We start from the raw sequence: 16,908 nt of genomic DNA on the forward strand, positions 1-16,908 counted from the left end.
TTATTGATAAGGCTTGTTTGCCTCCCGTTGACCCTTCTGCTATAGATGTCGCCCTCAATTTATGGATGGCACGGGTAGCGTGCTGAATTAGGAGACAGGGCATGCCAACAGGCGAAAACAGGAAATCTCTGGGCCCCCTGGCCATTGCGGGTGTAGAGCCTTACCAGATGAAAGCCGGTGAGGAGTACATGAATGACCAACAGAAGGTACATTTTCGCAAGATCCTGGGAGCCTGGCGCAACCAACTGATGCAGGAAGTTGACCGCACCGTCGACCACATGAAGGATGAGGCTGCCAACTTCCCGGATCCCGTGGATCGCGCCGCGCAAGAAGAAGAGTTTGCTCTCGAACTGCGCACCCGCGACCGTGAACGCAAGCTGATCAAGAAGATCGAGAAAACCTTGCTGCTGCTCGAAGAAGATGACTTCGGTTACTGCGAGCATTGCGGCATCGAGATCGGCATCCGCCGTCTGGAAGCCCGTCCGACCGCAGACCTCTGCGTGGACTGCAAGACGCTGGCCGAGATCAAGGAAAAACAGATGGCTGGCTGATGCCGCCCATCCACAGAAACGAAAAGGGAGCCCAGGCTCCCTTTTTTATTGAGCTTTTGGTCGGGCCGTCCCAGAATGCAGCCTCAATGCAACGCCTACCCCAATTGCCATGGTCATGACATCCCCCTCCTCCAGACGCCCCTATGTGGGCCGCTTCGCCCCCTCACCGTCCGGTCCGCTCCACTTCGGCTCCCTGGTCGCCGCCCTTGGCAGCTTCTTGCAGGCCAGGGCGCAGCAGGGACGCTGGCTGGTGCGCATCGAAGACATCGACCCCCCGCGGGAGATGCCGGGAGCGGCTGACCTTATCCTCACCACCCTGGAGGCACACGGTCTTGGCTGGGATGGGGAGGTGATGTTCCAGAGCGCGCGCCATGGCCGCTATGACGAGATCATCGATCAGCTCTATCGGGCCGGGGATCTCTACTGGTGCCGCTGTACCCGACGCGAAATCATGGCCGCAGGGGGGTTCTACAACGGTCATTGCCGCACCCTGGGGCTGACCGCCGAGGGGTGTGCCGCCCGTTTGCGCCAGCACCACCCGGTCTATCGGTTCGAGGATGCGCTTCAGGGAGAGATCACCGTCCCCGCGGCGCTGGCGGAGGAGGACTTCATCGTGCGCCGCCGGGACGGGCTCTACGCCTACAACCTGGCGGTGGTGGTGGATGACATGGACAGCGGCATCACCGAGATCGTCCGCGGCGCCGATCTGCTGGAGCCCACTGTGCGCCAGATTGCCCTCAACCAGACCCTGGGGGCAGAGGTGCCCGCCTGGGTGCACTTGCCGCTGGCGGTGCAAGCGGATGGCAACAAGCTCTCCAAGCAGAACCATGCGCCGGCGCTGTCGCAGGACGAGGTACGACCGGCCCTGTGGCAGGCGCTGCACTTTCTCGGTCAGTGCCCGCCGCCCGAGCTGATGGCGAGCCGGATCGACGAGATCATCGGCTGGGGCATCGCCCACTGGCAGCTGGCCCGGGTACCCCGCCAGCAGAAGATCCCGCAAGGGCAAAGCTAGCCCTGGCTGCATTTCTTGCCCCAAAAGGACCAATCAAGGGGAAGCAGGCCACACCGTTTCTCATTTGGTTGGGGCTGAGCTATGATAGGCCGCTATTTTTTTGGCCTCCCGTCAATTTGAAGTCATAACGAGGTGTACCATTTTTTCCCAGATCGCAAACTTTTGCCGCAAAGTGCTCGGCAAGGAAGACGGCGAGCAGTCGGTGGAGTCCCCCATTCCGGCCCGTGTCGCCGGACAGCGCCGTACCTTGAGCCGTGACCAGCACCCGATTTCGCGCAAAGAGATCAGCGAGAATGCCCTCAAGGTGCTCTATCGCCTGAACAAGGGGGGCTATGAGGCCTACCTGGTCGGCGGCGGCGTCCGTGACCTGCTGCTCGGGAAGACCCCCAAGGATTTCGACATCGCCACCGACGCGACGCCGGAGCAGATCAAGGCGCTGTTCAGCAACTGCCGCCTCATCGGCCGCCGTTTCCGCCTGGCCCACATCGTCTTTGGTCGTGACGTGATCGAAGTGGCCACCTTCCGGGGTCACCACCATCAGGTCAATACCAGCAAGCATGTGTCGGCCCAGTCCGATGAAGGCATGCTGCTGCGCGACAACGTCTACGGCACCATCGAAGAGGATGCCGAGCGTCGCGACTTTACCGTCAACGCCCTCTACTACAGCGCCAAGGATTTCACCCTGCACGATTTCGAGGGCGGGCTGGAAGATCTGGCCGCGCGCAGGCTGGAGCTCATCGGTGACCCCGAGACCCGCTACCGGGAAGATCCGGTGCGCATGCTGCGCGCCGTACGCTTCGCCGCCAAGCTGGACATGACCATCAGCCCGCGTACCGCCGCCCCCATCAAGGAGCTGGCGCCGCTGCTGCAGGATATTCCGGCCGCCCGCCTGTTCGAGGAGACCCTCAAGCTGTTCCTGGCGGGGGACGGTCTGGCCACCTACAAGCTGCTGCGGGAATACGGGCTGTTCCAGCCGCTGTTCCCCCAGGTAGCCGCCCTGTTCACGCCCCACGGCAACTCGCCCTACGAGCAGTTCATCGAGCAGGCGCTGATGGACACCGATACCCGGGTCCGTGAAGAGAAGCGCGTCACTCCCGCCTTCCTCTACGCCACCCTGCTGTGGGGCGCCGTCGAGGCCCGCGGCCGGGTGCTGGAAAACGAGAGCGGTCTGCCCTGGTACGATGCCTTCATGCTGGCCATCAACGAGGTGCTGGACAACCAGGTGCGGATCATCGCCGTGCCGCGCCGCTTCACCACGGACGTGCGCGACATCTGGGCCCTGCAACAGCGCCTGACCCGCCGCCAGGGCAAGCACCCCGAGCGCGCCATGGAGCACCCGAAATTCCGTGCGGCCTTCGACTTCCTGTTGCTGCGCAACCGGGTCGAGCGCGGCCTCGGCGAGCTGGCGAGCTGGTGGGAGCGCTATGTGGCCTCCAACCCGGATGTGCGCCCGCAACTGCAACGGGAGGCGACCCGCCGCCCGGCAAGCGGTGAGCGCGGTCAGGCCGGTGAGGCCCGCAGCAACGATGGCGAGAAGCGCAGCGGCAATGGCCGCAACCGCCGTCGCCCCCGTCGCCGCAAGCCGAAGTCGGCAGAGTAAGGATCCGCCGATGATCGAGGTCTTCGTCGCCATCGGCTCCAACCTGGCCGACCCCCTCGGCCAGGCTCGTCGCGCCATCGCCGCGCTGGCGACCCTGCCCGAGTCAGAGCTGCTGCAGACCTCCCACCTTTACGGCAGCCGCCCCATGGGCCCTGCGGATCAGCCGGACTACATCAATGCCGTGGCGCGCCTTGCTACCCGCCTCAGCCCTCTGGCGCTACTGGACGAGCTGCAGCGCATCGAGCAGGCACAGGGACGAGTGCGCAAAGATGAGCGCTGGGGCCCCCGGACCCTGGATCTCGATCTGCTGCTGTACGGCGACGAGGTCATCCGACATGAGCGCCTGACGGTGCCTCACTATGGCATGAAGGAGCGGGAGTTCGTCCTGCTGCCCCTTGCCGAGATAGCCCCCTCCCTGGTGCTGCCCTGCGGCACCCCGCTCACCGAACTGGTTGCCCGCTGCCCGCGCAATGGACTCGCGATCCTGGCCGATGCAGCAGGCGAGTAGAGAAGAGTAGGAACAACGTAATGAGCAAGATCACCATTACCCACCTGCAGAAGATGAAGCAGGACGGACAGAAAATCACCGCCATCACCGCCTATGACGCCACCTTCGCCAAGCTGTTCGACGACGAGGGCGCCCAGGTGCTGCTCATCGGCGACTCCCTCGGCATGGTATTGCAGGGCGGAGACGACACCCTGGCGGTCAGCATGGACGAGATGGTCTATCACACCCGCTGCGTGGTGCGCGGCACCACCAATGCCCTGGTGGTGACCGACATGCCGTTCATGAGCTACGCCACCCCGGAGCAGACCTACCAGAACGCGGCGCGCCTGATGGCGGCCGGTGCCCGCATGGTGAAGATGGAAGGGGGGGACTGGCTGTGCGACTCCATCCGCCACCTGACCCGCAACGGGGTGCCGGTGTGCGGCCATCTCGGCCTGACCCCGCAATCCGTCCACGTGTTTGGCGGCTTCAAGGTGCAGGGGCGCGACGAATTCCACGCCCAGGAGATCTACCGCCAGGCGCTGGAGCTGCAGGCGGCCGGCATCCAGTTGCTGGTGCTCGAGTGCGTGCCCGTCTCTCTGGCAGAGCGCATCACCAAGGCGCTGCGCATTCCGGTGATCGGCATCGGTGCCGGCCCTGCCACCGACGGCCAGATCCTGGTGATGCACGATGCCTTCGGCATCACCTCGGGTTATGTGCCCAAGTTCACCAAGAACTTCCTGGCCGAGACCGGTGACATGCGTGCCGCCATTCGTCTCTACGTGCAGCAGGTGAGCGAGGGGACCTTCCCCGGCCCCGAGCACTGCTTCAACTGACTTTCTGTCGTCATGAGCGCGGGGGCCTGTGCCCCCGTCTCGCCCTCCCCCCTGACGGCCCCCTCTTTTATTGATTCATCTGAAGGTGAACTGACGATGTTGGTTGTGAACAATCCCGCCGCGCTGCGCGAGCAGATCGGTCAATGGCATCGCGAAGGCCGCGCCATCGCATTCGTGCCCACCATGGGCAATCTGCATCAGGGTCATCTCACCCTGGTCGAGGAGGCCCGCCGCCATGGCGACAAGGTGGTGGTCAGCATCTTTGTGAACCCCTTGCAGTTCGACAAGGCCGAGGATCTCGCCAACTACCCCCGCACCCTGGAGCAGGATTGCGCCGCCCTGGAGGCCGCCGGTGTCGACCTGGTCTTCACCCCGACGCCGGAGATCATGTATCCCCAGGGGCTCGCCAGCCAGACCTTCGTCGAGGTGCCCGGCATCTCCAGCCTGCTGGAAGGGGCGCTGCGTCCGGGGCATTTTCGCGGGGTCAGCACCGTGGTCACCAAGCTGTTCAATCTGGTACAGCCGAACGTGGCCTGCTTTGGCGAGAAGGATTACCAGCAGCTCGCGCTCATTCGCAAGATGGTGGCCGACATGGCCATGCCCATCGAGATCGTGGGCGTGCCGACCGTGCGGGCCGAAGACGGGCTTGCCCTCTCTTCGCGCAACGGCTATCTGACCGCTGCCGAACGGGCCATCGCCCCCGAGCTCGCGCGCACCATGAACTGGATTGCCGAGCAGATTGAAACGGGGAACAGTCACCTCCCCTCCCTGGTTGCCCAGGCCAGCCAACGCCTCGACAACGCGGGATTCAGGACGGATGCCATCGACATCGTCGATGCCGACACCCTGGAATCCGCCAGCGCCGAGAGCCAGCGCCTGGTGATCCTGATGGCCGCCTATCTGGGCAAGGCCCGCCTCATCGACAACCGGGTCGTCGCCCTGCGGGGCTGAGACACGGCAAGGAGACCACGATGTCCAAGAAGGTTTACTGCATCGCCCAGTTCCAGCCCAAGCCGGGCCAGGAGCAGGCCCTGTTCCGCGTCCTGCAAGGGCTCGAACCCGACACCCTGCGTGAAGATGGCTGCCTGCAGTACATCGTCACCCGCCATATCCAGAGCCCCTTTGCCGAGGGGGAGAGCTTCCCCATCGTCTTCAACGAGATCTGGCGCGACATGGCGAGCTTCGAGGCCCACTGCCAGCGCGCCGGTATCAAGGCCTTCTTCGAGCGCTACTGCCTCGCAGATGATGGCCTCGCGGCCAAGTGGAACGTCTGCGTCTACAGCGACGAGCCCGCGGACTACGACGCCCCGGCCCTCTGAGACCGACATGTGCAAATAAAAAGGCGCCCGAGGGCGCCTTTCTTGCTGGCAGGTGTGCGCCTCAGTGGCGCAGACCGGTGCCGCGGGAGATGAGCCACCAGGCCATCCCGTAGAGCACCAGGATGAAGCCGATGATGATGAGATAGGCGGTGCCGAGGGGCACGTCGGAGATCCCGAGGAAGCCGTAGCGGAACGCGTTCACCATGTAGATGATGGGGTTCACCTGGGAAACCCCCTGCCAGAACGGCGGCAGCAGGGTGATGGAGTAGAAGACGCCCCCCAGATAGGTCAGGGGAGTCAGGATGAAGGTCGGGATGATGCTGATGTCATCGAACGACTTCGCGAACACCGCGTTGATGAGCCCCCCCAGGGAGAAGAGGATGGAGGTGAGCAGCACGGTCACGCAGACGCTGAACAGGTGATGGATCTGCAGCGGCACGAAGAACAGCGACACCAGGGTGACGATGAGGCCGACACAGAGGCCGCGCGCCACGCCACCGCCCACATACCCCGCGATGATGATGTAGTTGGGCACCGGCGCCACCAGCAGCTCCTCCACGTTGCGCTGGAACTTGGCGCTGTAGAAGGAGGAGGCGACGTTGGAGTAGGAGTTGGTGATGACCGACATCATGATGAGGCCGGGCACGATGAACTCCATGTAGCTGAAGCCCCCCATGTCACCGATGCGCGAGCCTATGAGGTTGCCGAAGATGACGAAGTAAAGGCTCATGGTGATGGCGGGCGGCACCAGGGTCTGGATCCAGATCCGGGTGAAGCGGCTCACTTCCTTGGCCAGAATGCTCTTGAAGGCGATGTAATAGGTCATGGGGTTCATGCTTTGCGACCCTCCTCTACCAGATTGACGAACAGCTCTTCCAGCCGGTTCGCCTTGTTGCGCATGCTGAGCACCTTCACCCCCTGGGCGGAGAGCTGCTCGAACAGGCTGTTGAGGGACTGGCTCTTCTCCAGCTCCACTTCCAGGGTGTTCTCATCCTGCATCCGGCCGTTGAACTCGGGCAGGGCCGGTACGGTGGAACCCGGCACCAGATCCAGCAGGAAGGTCTCGCGACCCAGCTTGCCGAGCAGGCTCTTCATGCTGGTGTTCTCGATGAGACGGCCCTTGTCGATGATGCCGATGTTGCGGCACAGCATCTCGGCCTCTTCCAGGTAGTGGGTGGTCAGGATGATGGTCACCCCCTGCTCGTTGAGATCCTTGAGGAAACTCCACATGGAGCGGCGGATCTCGATGTCCACCCCGGCGGTCGGCTCATCCAGGATCAGCAGCTTGGGCTCATGCATCAGGGCGCGGGCAATCATCAACCGGCGCTTCATGCCACCGGAGAGAGTGCGGGCGGCCATGTCGCGCTTGTCCCACAGATCGAGCTGGCGCAGGTACTTCTCGGCGCGCACCTTGGCCTCGGCCCGCGGCACTCCATAGAAACCGGCCTGATGAGTCACTATCTGGCTCACCTTCTCGAACTGGCTGAAGTTGAACTCCTGGGGCACCAGGCCGAGCTGGGACTTGGCCAGCTCCAGATCGGTATCGATGTCATGACCGAATACCTTCACCTTGCCGGCACTCTTGTTGACCAGTGAGCTGATCACGCCGATGGTGGTGGATTTGCCCGCCCCGTTGGGACCGAGCAGGGCGAAGAAATCCCCCTGTTTGACGGTGAGATCGATGCCCTTGAGGGCTTCGACGCCCCCCTGATAGGTCTTCTTCAGACCGCTGATTTCCAATGCGTTCATTGCAACCCCTGTGATGGATGAGCCCATCTCGAGACAGAAAAGGCGGCTGTGACGCCGCCTGAAGACAGTCGATGGCGGGCCGGCCAGCCTGCCTTGCTACTTCGGACCCGGCTTACTCTTGCGGTACCACCTTGCCGATGAAAGGCAGGTTACGGTACTTCTGGGCGTAGTCAATGCCACAGCCCACCACGAACTCGTCCGGGATGGAGAAGCCAAGCCAGTCCACCGGCACCTGAACCTCGCGGCGGGACGGTTTGTCCAGCAGGGTGCAGATGGCCAGGGATTTCGGCTCGCGCAGGGAGAGGATCTCGCGCACCTTGTTGAGGGTGTAACCGGTGTCGATGATGTCCTCCACGATCACCACGTCCTTGCCTTTGATGTCGTCATCCAGATCCTTGAGGATGCGCACGTCACGGGTGCTGTGCATACCGGAGCCATAGCTGGAGGCAGTCATAAAGTCCAGGGTGATGGGCAACTGGCACTGACGGCAGAGATCCGCCAGGAAGACGCAGGAGCCGCGCAGCAGGCCTATCATGACCACTTCCTCGGAGCCCTGGTAACGGGCGGTAATCTCTTCACCCAGCGTGGCGATCCGGGCTGCAACCTCGGCCTCGGGGATCATCACCTCGACAATGTGTTTCATCACATACTCCAATAATGACCAAAGGGTTATTGGCCGTTCATTAACGTCAAAACCGAGGATTCTACCACTCCAACCAGTGGGCGTCAGGCATACGTGATGCTTTTATCGGCTTATTTTAATTGATAGAGTTAGCAAGCCTTCGGGCATTATCGGTGACAATACTATAAACACCATAATCAATAACTATTAGATGAAAAAACTATGGAACCACGCGCAGAAATAAGACGTCGAACCCGGCTTTCGCCGGAGGCTCGCCGTGATCAATTGATGGAGTGTGCCGTCGAGGTATTTTCCCGTCGCGGCATCGGCCGTGCGGGGCATGCCGAAATAGCCGAACAGGCAAAGGTCTCGGTTGCGACCGTTTTTAACTATTTCAATACTCGTGAAGATCTGGTCGACGAAGTGCTGACAGAAATCGAAGCCTTCGTACAGCAGATCCTCGAACAGGCCTACAACGGTCAGGGCTCCGCCAGGGAGAGCATTCACCGCCACGTGAAGCTGTTCGTTGACGCCGCCTATGACAAGCCCGATCACGCCAGCATCTGGCTGGAGTGGAGCTCCTCGGTGCGGGAAGAAGTGTGGCCTCGCTACACCCGGCTGCTGGACAAGGCGCTGGAGCGCATTGCCCCCCACCTGCAACGGGCCATCGACAACGGCGAGATTCAGAGCGTGCTGTCGGCGCAGGATCTGGCTCGCTCCCTGACCGGTTTTGGCTATGTGATGATGCAGATGATCAATCAGCCGCAGCGTCCGAGCCGGGAAGAGGTGACTGATTTCCTGTTCAAGTACGTGACGGCCCCCATCCAGGCCAGCTGACTCGTGCAGATGTTGACAAAGCGGCGCCGGGCTTTACAGCCCGGCGCCGCTTTTTTGTCCGCTCCCCGCCGTATCAGTGGTTTGCATAACCCCAGCGACTGGTCAACTCATGCTCGACACCCAGGTGGTCGAGGATGCGGGCGACCATGAAGTCCACCAGATCCTCGATGCTTTTGGGTTCATGGTAGAACCCTGGCGCCGCCGGCATGATGGTCACGCCAAGACGGGCAAGCTTGAGCATGTTCTCCAGATGGATCGCCGAGAAGGGGCTCTCCCGGGGCACCAGAATCAGCTGGCCCCGCTCCTTGATCACCACGTCCGCCGCGCGCTCCAGCAGGTTGTCCGAGGTGCCGTTGGCAACGGCCGAGACGGTGCCCATGGAGCAGGGGCAGACCACCATCTGTTTGGGGGCCGCCGAGCCGGAAGCCACCGGCGAGAACCACTCCTCCTTGCCGCAGGCGACGATCTGACCCTCTTTGGCACCATATTGGCGACAGAGGTACGCCGACAGCTCCCTGGGGGAGCCCGGCCAATCCTGCTGCTGCTCGGTCTTGAGCACAACCCTGGCCGCCGAGGAGGCAAGCAGGAAGACCCGATAGTCCGCCTGCACCAGGCATTCCAGCAGGCGCAGGGCATAGGGAGCGCCGGAGGCGCCGGTCAGCGCCAGGGTGATGGCCTTGTTCATGATGCGCTCTGCAGCTCCTTGAGGCGGGCGATCAGCTTGTCGTGAATGCCGCCGAACCCGCCGTTGCTCATGATCAGAATATGATCCCCTGGGCGGCTCTCGGCCACCAGGGCGCCAATCAGGGCATCAAGGGCCTCGAATACCCGGGCAGGCCGGGTCATGTGGGCCGTCACCTCCCCCAGATCCCAGCCGATGTTGGGGGGCTGGAAGAAGAACACCTCGTCGGCACCGTCGAAGCAACCGGCCAGCTCCTCCTTGTGAACCCCGAGCTTCATGGTGTTGGAGCGGGGCTCCAGCACTGCCAGGATGCGGGCCTTGCCCACCTTGGCGCGCAGTCCGCCCAGGGTGGTCTCGATGGCGGTGGGGTGGTGGGCGAAGTCATCGTAGACGCTGATGCCGGCCACTTCCCCTTTCAGCTCCATGCGCCGCTTGGGGGACTTGAACTGGCAGAGGGCGTTGATCCCGTGCTCCACCATGACACCGGCATGACGGGCGGCGGCGATGGCCATCAGACCGTTGTTGACGTTGTGCTCTCCGATGCACTCCCAGTGCACCTCCCCCTGCTTGACCCCATCCAGCCACACCTCGAAGGCGGAGCCGTCGTCCGCCAGCTTGACCGCCTTCCACTTGGCGTCGTCCTGACCCACCAGCTCCACCTCGCTCCAGCAGCCCATCTCGCGCACGGCGGTAAGGTTGTCATCGCCTTTGGGGAAGAGCACCCGGCCGTTGCTCGGCACGGTGCGCATCAGGTGGTGGAACTGGCGCTGGATGGCGGCGAGATCCGGGAAGATGTCCGCGTGGTCGAACTCCAGGTTGTTCATCACCAGGGTGCGCGGGTGATAGTGGACAAACTTGGATCGCTTGTCGAAGAAGGCGCAGTCATATTCGTCCGCTTCAATCACAAAGAAGGGAGCCGAGCCGAGACGGGCGGAAACCGGGAAGTTGCCCGGCACGCCGCCGATGAGGAAACCGGGTTCCAGCTTGGCATACTCCAGCACCCAGGCCAGCATGCTGGCGGTGGTGGTCTTGCCATGGGTGCCCGCGACGGCCAGCACCCAGCGATCTTTCAGCACGTGCTCCAGCAGCCACTGGGGGCCGGAGATATAGGGCAGATTGCGGTCCAGCACATATTCCACACAGGGGTTGCCACGGCTCATGGCATTGCCGATCACCACCAGATCCGGCGCCGGATCGAGCTGGGAGGGGTCGTAGCCTTCGGTCAGTTCGATGCCCTGTTGCTCGAGCTGGGTGCTCATGGGGGGATAGACGTTGGCGTCGGAGCCGGTCACCCGATAGCCAAGCTGTTTTGCCAACACCGCCAGACCACCCATGAAGGTGCCGCAGATCCCGAGAATGTGAATGTGCATACCGCTGCCTTTTCCAGTAAAGGGAGTGCGCATTCTAGGGTCTGTTGACCCGGTGGCACAAGCCGCGCCCATGGGGAGCGAAGGCATCCGCGCCCGCAGACGACAGAAATCGGGCAAGCGCAGGTAAAAGCCACCCTCCAGCACGCCACCCGGCCCTTGAAATATGGTCATTTGACGGGACATCGCTATAATGTCGGCCTGCAAACTTGACTCCAACACTCAAAGGAAACGTCATGAGCCTGAACCTGGTACCGGCCGGCAAGAGCCTGCCTGACGACATCTACGTCATCATCGAAATCCCGCAGAACGCCGACCCGATCAAATACGAAGTCGACAAGGACAGCGGCGCCATCTTCGTTGACCGTTTCATGTCCACCCCGATGTTCTACCCGTGCAACTACGGTTACGTGAACGCCACCCTGTCCCTGGACGGGGATCCGGTCGACGTGCTGGTTCCGACTCCCTACCCGCTGCTGGCCGGCTCCGTCATCCGCTGCCGCCCGGTCGGCGTGCTGAAGATGACCGACGAATCTGGCGAAGACGCCAAGATCGTGGCCGTTCCCCACTCCAAGCTGACCAAGCAGTACGATCACATCCAGGATGTGAACGATCTGCCCGAGCTGCTGAAAGCCCAGATCCAGCACTTCTTCGAGCGCTACAAAGAGCTGGAAGCGGGCAAGTGGGTCAAGGTGGAAGGTTGGGGCGACAAGGCCGCTGCCGAAGCCGAAATCAAGACCTCTGCCGAGCGTTACGCTGCAAAATAAGCGTATTCCTCGCAAAAAAGGCGCCTTATGGCGCCTTTTTTATTGGTCGTTGCGGGGACGCTCCGGGGGGATCCCCCTGGATATAGAGGTCGCGCCCGTTTTGCCGATAGGGGCGGTAATAGTCATCACCGCAGCGATATTCCTGACCGGCACCTCCCACCAGATCGCAGTTGACCGGCAGCACCTCCAGCCACTTGATGGCCTGCTGGAAGCGCAGCCACTCCTGCCATTCATGCTCCCGGGCCAGCTGATCCCGCAGGGCGAAGGTATCCGCGCTGGACAATCCCTGATTGACGATGACCTGCCCCGCCAGCGCCGGCGTGGCCACCAATATCAGCAGAAACCGTGAAACAAGCTTCATGATGATTTCCCCCATGACTTATTTCCTGAATTAAATTTAAAGTCAGATCAGATAATTACCAATATATCTGTCACCAGACCAATCCAAATGCCGGTCACTCACCTAGTTGTTTATTATCAACCCAGGCGGAGGCGCACCATGAAACTGGCACAAGGCTTTCTGTGCAGTCTGCTCTTCGGCACCATGGCGCAGGCCAACGAGATCAACCTGAGCTGGCAGTGGCAATCTGCAGATGGTCAGCAAAAGCACCTGCAATTGACGGCGGATGAGCGCACCTTTTCAGCCAGCCGTCACGAGATGACACAGCTCGACACCGCCCTCAACTTCCCGCTGGAAACACTCTACTCCTACATCAGTCCGCGCCTCTACAACAGCATCAACCAGATCAACCAGCACAGCCCGGAGACGGCCACCAAGTTCCGCAACCTGGAACAGGCCTTTACCCTGCACAACAGCAGCCTCGAATCCGCCCAGTTCTGGCAGGCCTACCGGCAATATCAGGAGGACGCCTTCTACGAGATGCGGGTCCAGCCCTGCGTGCACCCGGCCAATCAGAAGCTGCCCTGCGTGCGCCCCAACTACTCCCAGCTGTTCTATCAGTTCAAGGGAGACCTCAAACCCCTGGCACAGCAGTTTTCGGCCAAGGATCTCGCCACCAGCGTCACCCTGCTGCAGGAGTGGCTGAGCGGCATCCCCACCCCGCCCGAGCAGATGGACCACTTCGCTCCGCCCTTGCAGGCCCTGCAGGACAACAAGGCCGACAGCGACGAGAAGGCGCTGCTCATGGCCAGTTTGCTGGCGGAGCTGGCGCCCCAGTACAGCCTCAGCATCATCTATCCGAACATCAGCATCGGCAGCGTCTCGCCGGCCTGGCTCGCCATCACGGCCGACAGCGGCCTTGAGGGGGACACCCTGGTGATCGGCAATCAGCGCCACGTGCTGCTCACCGGTTCTCCCCTGCTGGCCCAGCAGATGACCATGGCCCAGATTCCCTTGATCAGCGAACCGCTCTACTAGCCTCTTCTGACCATCACTTGCTTTTGATGGATGACATGCCATCCTTGCCGCCGTCATTGGGGGATGGCGCCCATGTTGACAAGATCACCGTCGCACCCTGCATTATTTAACACTTTTTAAACAGATCCGATCAGTTTAGGATGTTCAGGGTCCCATTCCCTCGACCCAAAAATCGTTATAACATCACAAAGGAGTGTCATCCGGATGAAACATCTCGTGCTTACTCTGGCGCTGCTGCCAACCCTGGTCATGGCCCACAACATCAAGGAATCAACCCAGGTGCCGCTGGTCAACATCAGCGACAAGGGGGAGCTGGTGCTCAAGGAGAAGGAGATCAGCTATCAGCCCTGGCAGAGCAAGGTCCTGACCGGCAAGGTCTTCCTGATCCAGCACATCGCGGGTCGCTCCAGCGCCAAGGAGCTCAATGCCCCCATGATCGAGGCGATCAAGACGGCCAAGCTGCCCCACGACAAGTACCAGACCGTCACCATCATCAACAGCAATGACGCCATCTGGGGCACATCCGGTTTCGTGAAGAGCAGTGCCGAGGACAGCAAGAAAGAGTTCCCCTGGTCCGCCATGGTGCTGGATGCCAAGGGGATGGCCCGCAACGCCTGGGCGCTCACGCCGAAAAGTTCGGCCATCATACTGCTGGATAAAGAGGGCAAGGTGCTGTTTGCCAAAGATGGCCAGCTCGATGCCGCCGAGATAACCAAGGTGATGGGGCTCATCCAGTCCCATCTCTGAATCAGAGAGAAGGGCGCTGATGGCGCCCTTTCCACAAGGGTCTATGGGTCGTTCCACACTGACAATCTGGGTGTTGCTGCTGGGCTGGTTGTGGATGCAACCGGCGCTGGCACAGCACCCTCTTGAAGCAGCCCTGCCCGATCACGGTCATGCCTGCACCCTCTGCGTCCTGCATCTGGATGGCAAGCTGGCACTGACGCCGACCCCCGTACTCCCTCCCTTCTCCTTTGGCATCGACCGGTATATCGGCACTCCCCAACCGAGGGCGGCCACCGGCACCACGGGACATCGCCGTATCCGCGCCCCACCGCCCCTTCATTGTTTCTTTTTTTGAACCAATCTTTTCTCTATTTATTCAAAAGGATTAACGATGAAAGCAGTCACCCTGTTGCTGGCCGCTGCCGCCTTCGGCGCCCAGGCCAATCACGACGAACACGAAAGTCACAGCCACGGTGCCCATGAGCACGGTCACGGTCACCTCAACCTGGTACTCGACGGCAACCAGCTGATGATCGAGTTGCAGGCCCCTGCCGCCGATCTGGTGGGCTTCGAGCATGCCGCCAACACCGATGAGGAGAAAGCGCAGTATGCCAAGGCGGTGGCCCGCCTCCAGCAGCCCGACGCCCTCTTCCGTTTCGACACTGCCGCCGGCTGCAAGCTGACCCAGCAGGAGCTGCAGGCCGCCAAGGAAGATCATGACCATGAGCACAAGCACGAGCACGAGCACGACAAGGCTGATGGCGCTCACGATGAACACCATCACGACGACGCGGGCCATGCGGACATGGGAGCCATGTACACCTACACCTGCGCTACCCCGGCCAAGCTCACCGGTCTCGAGGCCACCCTGTTCAGCCTCTACCCGAGCCTGGAGAAGCTGAGCGTGCAGGGCATACTGCCCACCGGCCAGACTGCCGCCGAACTGACTCCGTCCGCCAACAAACTGGGCTGGTAACACCATGAAACATGCCGTGGTTGAGATCCGTGATCTGGCCTTTGCCTGGCCGGGTCACGAAGCCGTCCTCGATCTGCCCGCCCTTCGCATCCACGAGGGTGAGCGCGTCTTCATCAAGGGCCCATCGGGTTGTGGCAAGTCCACCCTGCTCGGGTTGCTGGCCGGTATCCAGACCGCCAACCACGGCACCCTGGAGGTGCTGGGCCAGCCCCTGGCCCGGCTTTCCGGCCGCGCCCGTGACCAGTTCCGGGCGGCCAATCTGGGGTACATCTTCCAGCAGTTCAATCTGCTGCCGTTTCTCTCGGTGCAGGACAACGTCACCGCTGCCCTCACCTTTTCACCCGCCAAGCGGGCCCGCCTGACAGGGAGCCCCGAGCAGGAGGCGCGCCGCCTGCTGGCAGAACTGCAACTGCCGGATGAAGCGCTCCATCGCCCCGTCCACGCCCTCAGCATCGGCCAGCAGCAGCGGGTTGCCGCCGCCCGCGCCCTGATAGGCTCCCCTCCTCTGGTGATAGCCGACGAGCCCACCTCGGCCCTGGACACCGACAACCGGGCCGCCTTCATCCGGCTGCTGTTCGAGGAGTGTGACAAGCAGGGATCTACCCTGGTCTTCGTCAGTCACGATCCCTATCTGGAGCCCCTCTTCCCCCGGGTGGAGAACCTGCAACAGCTCAACCGGAAGGCGGCATGACCACACGCCATCATCTCGCAGCCCGTCCGGCCATCTCCCCTTCACTGCGGAGGCTTTCATGCTGAAACTCGCCCTGCAAAGTCTCTGGGCCCGTCGCCTCACCGCCGGGCTCACCCTGCTGGCCGTCGCCATCAGCGTCACCCTGCTGCTCGGGGTGGAGCGGGTGCGCAGTCAGGCACGGGACAGCTTCGCCAACACCGTCTCGGGTACCGATCTCATCGTCGGCGCCCGCTCCGGCCAGGTGAACCTGCTGCTCTATTCGGTGTTTCGCATCGGCAACCCCACCAACAACGTGGGCTGGGACTCCTACCAGGCCATCAAGGCCAGGCCCGGTATCGCCTGGACCATCCCCCTCTCCCTTGGCGACTCCCACAAGGGGTTTCGCGTGCTCGGCACCAATGGGGACTACTTCACCCACCTGAAGTACGGCCAGCAGCAGGCGCTCGTCCTGCGCGAAGGTCGCCCCTTCGAAACACCGTTTGAAGCGGTGCTGGGTGCCCAGGTGGCCGAAAAGCTCGGCTATCACCTGGATCAATCCATCGTCATCGCCCATGGCGCCGGCAACACCTCGTTCAGCCAGCACGACAACATGCCGTTCAAGGTGGTGGGGATCCTGGCCCCCACCGGCACCCCCATCGATCGCACCATTCATGTGCCGCTGGCGGGCATAGAGGCGATCCACCTGGGCTGGGACACCGGTCGTCACAGCAAGAACGTGACCCCGGAACAGGCGATGGCGCTGGATCTCACCCCCAAGACCATCACCGCCTTCATGGTGGGGCTGAGCAACCGGATCCTGGCGTTCCAGTTGCAGCGCAGCGTCAACACCTATCCCAGAGAGCCCCTGATGGCCATCCTGCCGGGAGCCGCTCTGCAGGAGCTCTGGGGGCTGATGAGCGTGGCGGAGACCGCCCTGTCGGTGATCGCGGGCTTCGTGGTGGTGGCGGGCCTCATCGGCATGCTGACCACCCTGCTCGCCGGCCTCAACGAACGGCGCCGCGAGCTCGCCATTCTGCGCTCCCTGGGGGCGGGCCCTGCCCACCTCTTCCTGCTGCTGGCGCTGGAGGCGATGGCGCTCACCACGGCGGGCATCGCCCTCGGGGTGGCCGCGCTCTATCTCGGTCAGGGGCTTGCTAGCCCCTGGCTGCTCAGCCACTATGGCCTGCAAATGAGCCTGGGTCTGCCGAGCGCCTATGAGTGGCAACTGCTGGGCCTGGTCTGGCTGGCGGGCATGGTGATCGGGCTGCTGCCTGCCGCCCGCGCTTACCGCTACAGCCTGAGCGACGGCATGAGCATTCGCGTCTGACC

General features: G+C 62.3%; 21 protein-coding genes. 15 read left to right on the plus strand and 6 right to left on the minus strand.

Annotated features, from left to right (window positions below; genetic code table 11):
- The first annotated feature begins 101 nt into the window (after positions 1 to 101).
- The 7 genes from dksA to C2U30_RS10195 all read left to right on the plus strand — a co-directional run bounded on the left by dksA (position 102) and on the right by C2U30_RS10195 (position 5,805).
- A complete protein-coding gene (gene dksA, locus C2U30_RS10165; protein WP_029314801.1) occupies positions 102 to 551 on the plus strand; it encodes an RNA polymerase-binding protein DksA in 450 nt (149 codons plus the stop codon).
- A 109-nt stretch (positions 552 to 660) separates the two neighbouring features.
- Entirely contained in the window at positions 661 to 1,563 is a 903-nt protein-coding gene (gene gluQRS, locus C2U30_RS10170; protein ID WP_103243682.1) for a tRNA glutamyl-Q(34) synthetase GluQRS, read from the plus strand.
- 100 nt (positions 1,564 to 1,663) lie between these two features.
- Positions 1,664 to 3,163 carry a polynucleotide adenylyltransferase PcnB gene (gene pcnB / locus C2U30_RS10175; RefSeq protein WP_103243683.1) on the plus strand — a complete coding sequence of 500 codons (1,500 nt, stop codon included), beginning with the start codon at positions 1,664 to 1,666 and terminating at the stop codon, positions 3,161 to 3,163.
- Positions 3,164 to 3,173: 10 nt separating this feature from the next.
- Positions 3,174 to 3,671, plus strand: a complete 498-nt coding sequence (gene folK, locus C2U30_RS10180) for a 2-amino-4-hydroxy-6-hydroxymethyldihydropteridine diphosphokinase (protein WP_103243684.1) — start codon at positions 3,174 to 3,176, stop codon at positions 3,669 to 3,671.
- A 20-nt stretch (positions 3,672 to 3,691) separates the two neighbouring features.
- Positions 3,692 to 4,486 (plus strand): 3-methyl-2-oxobutanoate hydroxymethyltransferase, encoded by a 795-nt coding sequence (gene panB, locus C2U30_RS10185; protein WP_042864977.1) that lies wholly within the window; start codon positions 3,692 to 3,694, stop codon positions 4,484 to 4,486.
- 96 nt (positions 4,487 to 4,582) lie between these two features.
- Positions 4,583 to 5,437, plus strand: coding sequence for a pantoate--beta-alanine ligase (panC, locus tag C2U30_RS10190; RefSeq protein WP_049635993.1), 855 nt, complete (start codon positions 4,583 to 4,585; stop codon positions 5,435 to 5,437).
- Between the two features lie 20 nt (positions 5,438 to 5,457).
- Positions 5,458 to 5,805 carry a putative quinol monooxygenase gene (locus tag C2U30_RS10195; RefSeq protein WP_010675576.1) on the plus strand — a complete coding sequence of 116 codons (348 nt, stop codon included), beginning with the start codon at positions 5,458 to 5,460 and terminating at the stop codon, positions 5,803 to 5,805.
- 61 nt (positions 5,806 to 5,866) lie between these two features.
- Here C2U30_RS10195 and C2U30_RS10200 read toward each other — a convergent pair whose 3' ends face one another.
- The 3 genes from C2U30_RS10200 to hpt all read right to left on the minus strand — a co-directional run bounded on the left by C2U30_RS10200 (position 5,867) and on the right by hpt (position 8,197).
- Positions 5,867 to 6,640, minus strand: a complete 774-nt coding sequence (locus C2U30_RS10200; protein ID WP_010675577.1) for an ABC transporter permease — start codon at positions 6,638 to 6,640, stop codon at positions 5,867 to 5,869.
- The gene (locus tag C2U30_RS10205; protein ID WP_039040845.1) at positions 6,637 to 7,554 is read right to left on the minus strand and encodes an ABC transporter ATP-binding protein; all 918 of its coding nucleotides are present in this window, start codon (positions 7,552 to 7,554) and stop codon (positions 6,637 to 6,639) included. Before C2U30_RS10205 ends, C2U30_RS10200 begins: the two co-directional genes overlap by 4 nt.
- Before the next feature lie 112 nt (positions 7,555 to 7,666).
- Positions 7,667 to 8,197: a hypoxanthine phosphoribosyltransferase gene (gene hpt, locus C2U30_RS10210; protein WP_010675579.1), complete on the minus strand. Its 531-nt coding sequence runs from the start codon at positions 8,195 to 8,197 to the stop codon at positions 7,667 to 7,669.
- A 201-nt stretch (positions 8,198 to 8,398) separates the two neighbouring features.
- Between hpt and C2U30_RS10215 the strand changes: the two genes are divergently transcribed.
- Positions 8,399 to 9,013 carry a TetR/AcrR family transcriptional regulator gene (locus C2U30_RS10215; RefSeq protein ID WP_029314803.1) on the plus strand — a complete coding sequence of 205 codons (615 nt, stop codon included), beginning with the start codon at positions 8,399 to 8,401 and terminating at the stop codon, positions 9,011 to 9,013.
- A gap of 73 nt (positions 9,014 to 9,086) precedes the next feature.
- Here the strand turns inward: C2U30_RS10215 and C2U30_RS10220 are convergent, their stop codons facing one another.
- Together C2U30_RS10220 and mpl are read right to left on the minus strand one after the other, a co-directional pair.
- A complete protein-coding gene (locus tag C2U30_RS10220; RefSeq protein ID WP_103243685.1) occupies positions 9,087 to 9,698 on the minus strand; it encodes a flavin prenyltransferase UbiX in 612 nt (203 codons plus the stop codon).
- Complete coding sequence (gene mpl / locus C2U30_RS10225; protein ID WP_039040843.1) at positions 9,695 to 11,065, minus strand: UDP-N-acetylmuramate:L-alanyl-gamma-D-glutamyl-meso-diaminopimelate ligase; 1,371 nt, start codon at positions 11,063 to 11,065, stop codon at positions 9,695 to 9,697. Before mpl ends, C2U30_RS10220 begins: the two co-directional genes overlap by 4 nt.
- Before the next feature lie 233 nt (positions 11,066 to 11,298).
- Between mpl and ppa the strand changes: the two genes are divergently transcribed.
- Complete coding sequence (gene ppa, locus C2U30_RS10230; protein WP_005335667.1) at positions 11,299 to 11,829, plus strand: inorganic diphosphatase; 531 nt, start codon at positions 11,299 to 11,301, stop codon at positions 11,827 to 11,829.
- A 25-nt stretch (positions 11,830 to 11,854) separates the two neighbouring features.
- On the opposite strand, the gene C2U30_RS10235 is transcribed toward ppa, so the two are convergent.
- Entirely contained in the window at positions 11,855 to 12,205 is a 351-nt protein-coding gene (locus tag C2U30_RS10235) for a hypothetical protein (protein ID WP_010675583.1), read from the minus strand.
- A gap of 123 nt (positions 12,206 to 12,328) precedes the next feature.
- On the opposite strand from C2U30_RS10235, the gene C2U30_RS10240 reads away from it, so the two are divergent.
- From C2U30_RS10240 to C2U30_RS10265, 6 genes are all read left to right on the plus strand, one after another.
- Complete coding sequence (locus C2U30_RS10240; protein ID WP_103243686.1) at positions 12,329 to 13,207, plus strand: hypothetical protein; 879 nt, start codon at positions 12,329 to 12,331, stop codon at positions 13,205 to 13,207.
- Positions 13,208 to 13,411: 204 nt separating this feature from the next.
- Positions 13,412 to 13,954 carry a YtfJ family protein gene (locus C2U30_RS10245; protein ID WP_103243687.1) on the plus strand — a complete coding sequence of 181 codons (543 nt, stop codon included), beginning with the start codon at positions 13,412 to 13,414 and terminating at the stop codon, positions 13,952 to 13,954.
- 43 nt (positions 13,955 to 13,997) lie between these two features.
- The gene (locus tag C2U30_RS10250; RefSeq protein ID WP_103243688.1) at positions 13,998 to 14,288 is read left to right on the plus strand and encodes a hypothetical protein; all 291 of its coding nucleotides are present in this window, start codon (positions 13,998 to 14,000) and stop codon (positions 14,286 to 14,288) included.
- 36 nt (positions 14,289 to 14,324) lie between these two features.
- Positions 14,325 to 14,909, plus strand: coding sequence for a DUF2796 domain-containing protein (locus C2U30_RS10255; RefSeq protein ID WP_103243689.1), 585 nt, complete (start codon positions 14,325 to 14,327; stop codon positions 14,907 to 14,909).
- Between the two features lie 4 nt (positions 14,910 to 14,913).
- Positions 14,914 to 15,600: an ABC transporter ATP-binding protein gene (locus C2U30_RS10260; RefSeq protein ID WP_103243690.1), complete on the plus strand. Its 687-nt coding sequence runs from the start codon at positions 14,914 to 14,916 to the stop codon at positions 15,598 to 15,600.
- Between the two features lie 58 nt (positions 15,601 to 15,658).
- Entirely contained in the window at positions 15,659 to 16,906 is a 1,248-nt protein-coding gene (locus tag C2U30_RS10265) for an ABC transporter permease (RefSeq protein ID WP_039040840.1), read from the plus strand.
- The last annotated feature ends 2 nt before the right edge of the window (positions 16,907 to 16,908 follow it).

The organism is Aeromonas sp. ASNIH5, from assembly GCF_002902865.1.
GTDB lineage: Bacteria > Pseudomonadota > Gammaproteobacteria > Enterobacterales > Aeromonadaceae > Aeromonas > Aeromonas caviae.

Bases quoted from the DNA above. Each gene is read 5' to 3' on its own strand.
- dksA (WP_029314801.1), top strand. From the start codon at position 102: ATGCCAACAGGCGAAAACAGGAAATCTCTGGGCCCCCTGGCCATTGCG.
- gluQRS (WP_103243682.1), top strand. From the start codon at position 661: ATGGTCATGACATCCCCCTCCTCCAGACGCCCCTATGTGGGCCGCTTC.
- folK (WP_103243684.1), top strand. From the start codon at position 3,174: ATGATCGAGGTCTTCGTCGCCATCGGCTCCAACCTGGCCGACCCCCTC.
- panB (WP_042864977.1), top strand. From the start codon at position 3,692: ATGAGCAAGATCACCATTACCCACCTGCAGAAGATGAAGCAGGACGGA.
- panC (WP_049635993.1), top strand. From the start codon at position 4,583: ATGTTGGTTGTGAACAATCCCGCCGCGCTGCGCGAGCAGATCGGTCAA.
- C2U30_RS10195 (WP_010675576.1), top strand. From the start codon at position 5,458: ATGTCCAAGAAGGTTTACTGCATCGCCCAGTTCCAGCCCAAGCCGGGC.
- C2U30_RS10200 (WP_010675577.1), bottom strand. From the start codon at position 6,640: ATGAACCCCATGACCTATTACATCGCCTTCAAGAGCATTCTGGCCAAG.
- C2U30_RS10205 (WP_039040845.1), bottom strand. From the start codon at position 7,554: ATGAACGCATTGGAAATCAGCGGTCTGAAGAAGACCTATCAGGGGGGC.
- hpt (WP_010675579.1), bottom strand. From the start codon at position 8,197: ATGAAACACATTGTCGAGGTGATGATCCCCGAGGCCGAGGTTGCAGCC.
- C2U30_RS10215 (WP_029314803.1), top strand. From the start codon at position 8,399: ATGGAACCACGCGCAGAAATAAGACGTCGAACCCGGCTTTCGCCGGAG.
- C2U30_RS10220 (WP_103243685.1), bottom strand. From the start codon at position 9,698: ATGAACAAGGCCATCACCCTGGCGCTGACCGGCGCCTCCGGCGCTCCC.
- mpl (WP_039040843.1), bottom strand. From the start codon at position 11,065: ATGCACATTCACATTCTCGGGATCTGCGGCACCTTCATGGGTGGTCTG.
- ppa (WP_005335667.1), top strand. From the start codon at position 11,299: ATGAGCCTGAACCTGGTACCGGCCGGCAAGAGCCTGCCTGACGACATC.
- C2U30_RS10235 (WP_010675583.1), bottom strand. From the start codon at position 12,205: ATGGGGGAAATCATCATGAAGCTTGTTTCACGGTTTCTGCTGATATTG.
- C2U30_RS10240 (WP_103243686.1), top strand. From the start codon at position 12,329: ATGAAACTGGCACAAGGCTTTCTGTGCAGTCTGCTCTTCGGCACCATG.
- C2U30_RS10245 (WP_103243687.1), top strand. From the start codon at position 13,412: ATGAAACATCTCGTGCTTACTCTGGCGCTGCTGCCAACCCTGGTCATG.
- C2U30_RS10250 (WP_103243688.1), top strand. From the start codon at position 13,998: ATGGGTCGTTCCACACTGACAATCTGGGTGTTGCTGCTGGGCTGGTTG.
- C2U30_RS10255 (WP_103243689.1), top strand. From the start codon at position 14,325: ATGAAAGCAGTCACCCTGTTGCTGGCCGCTGCCGCCTTCGGCGCCCAG.
- C2U30_RS10260 (WP_103243690.1), top strand. From the start codon at position 14,914: ATGAAACATGCCGTGGTTGAGATCCGTGATCTGGCCTTTGCCTGGCCG.
- C2U30_RS10265 (WP_039040840.1), top strand. From the start codon at position 15,659: ATGCTGAAACTCGCCCTGCAAAGTCTCTGGGCCCGTCGCCTCACCGCC.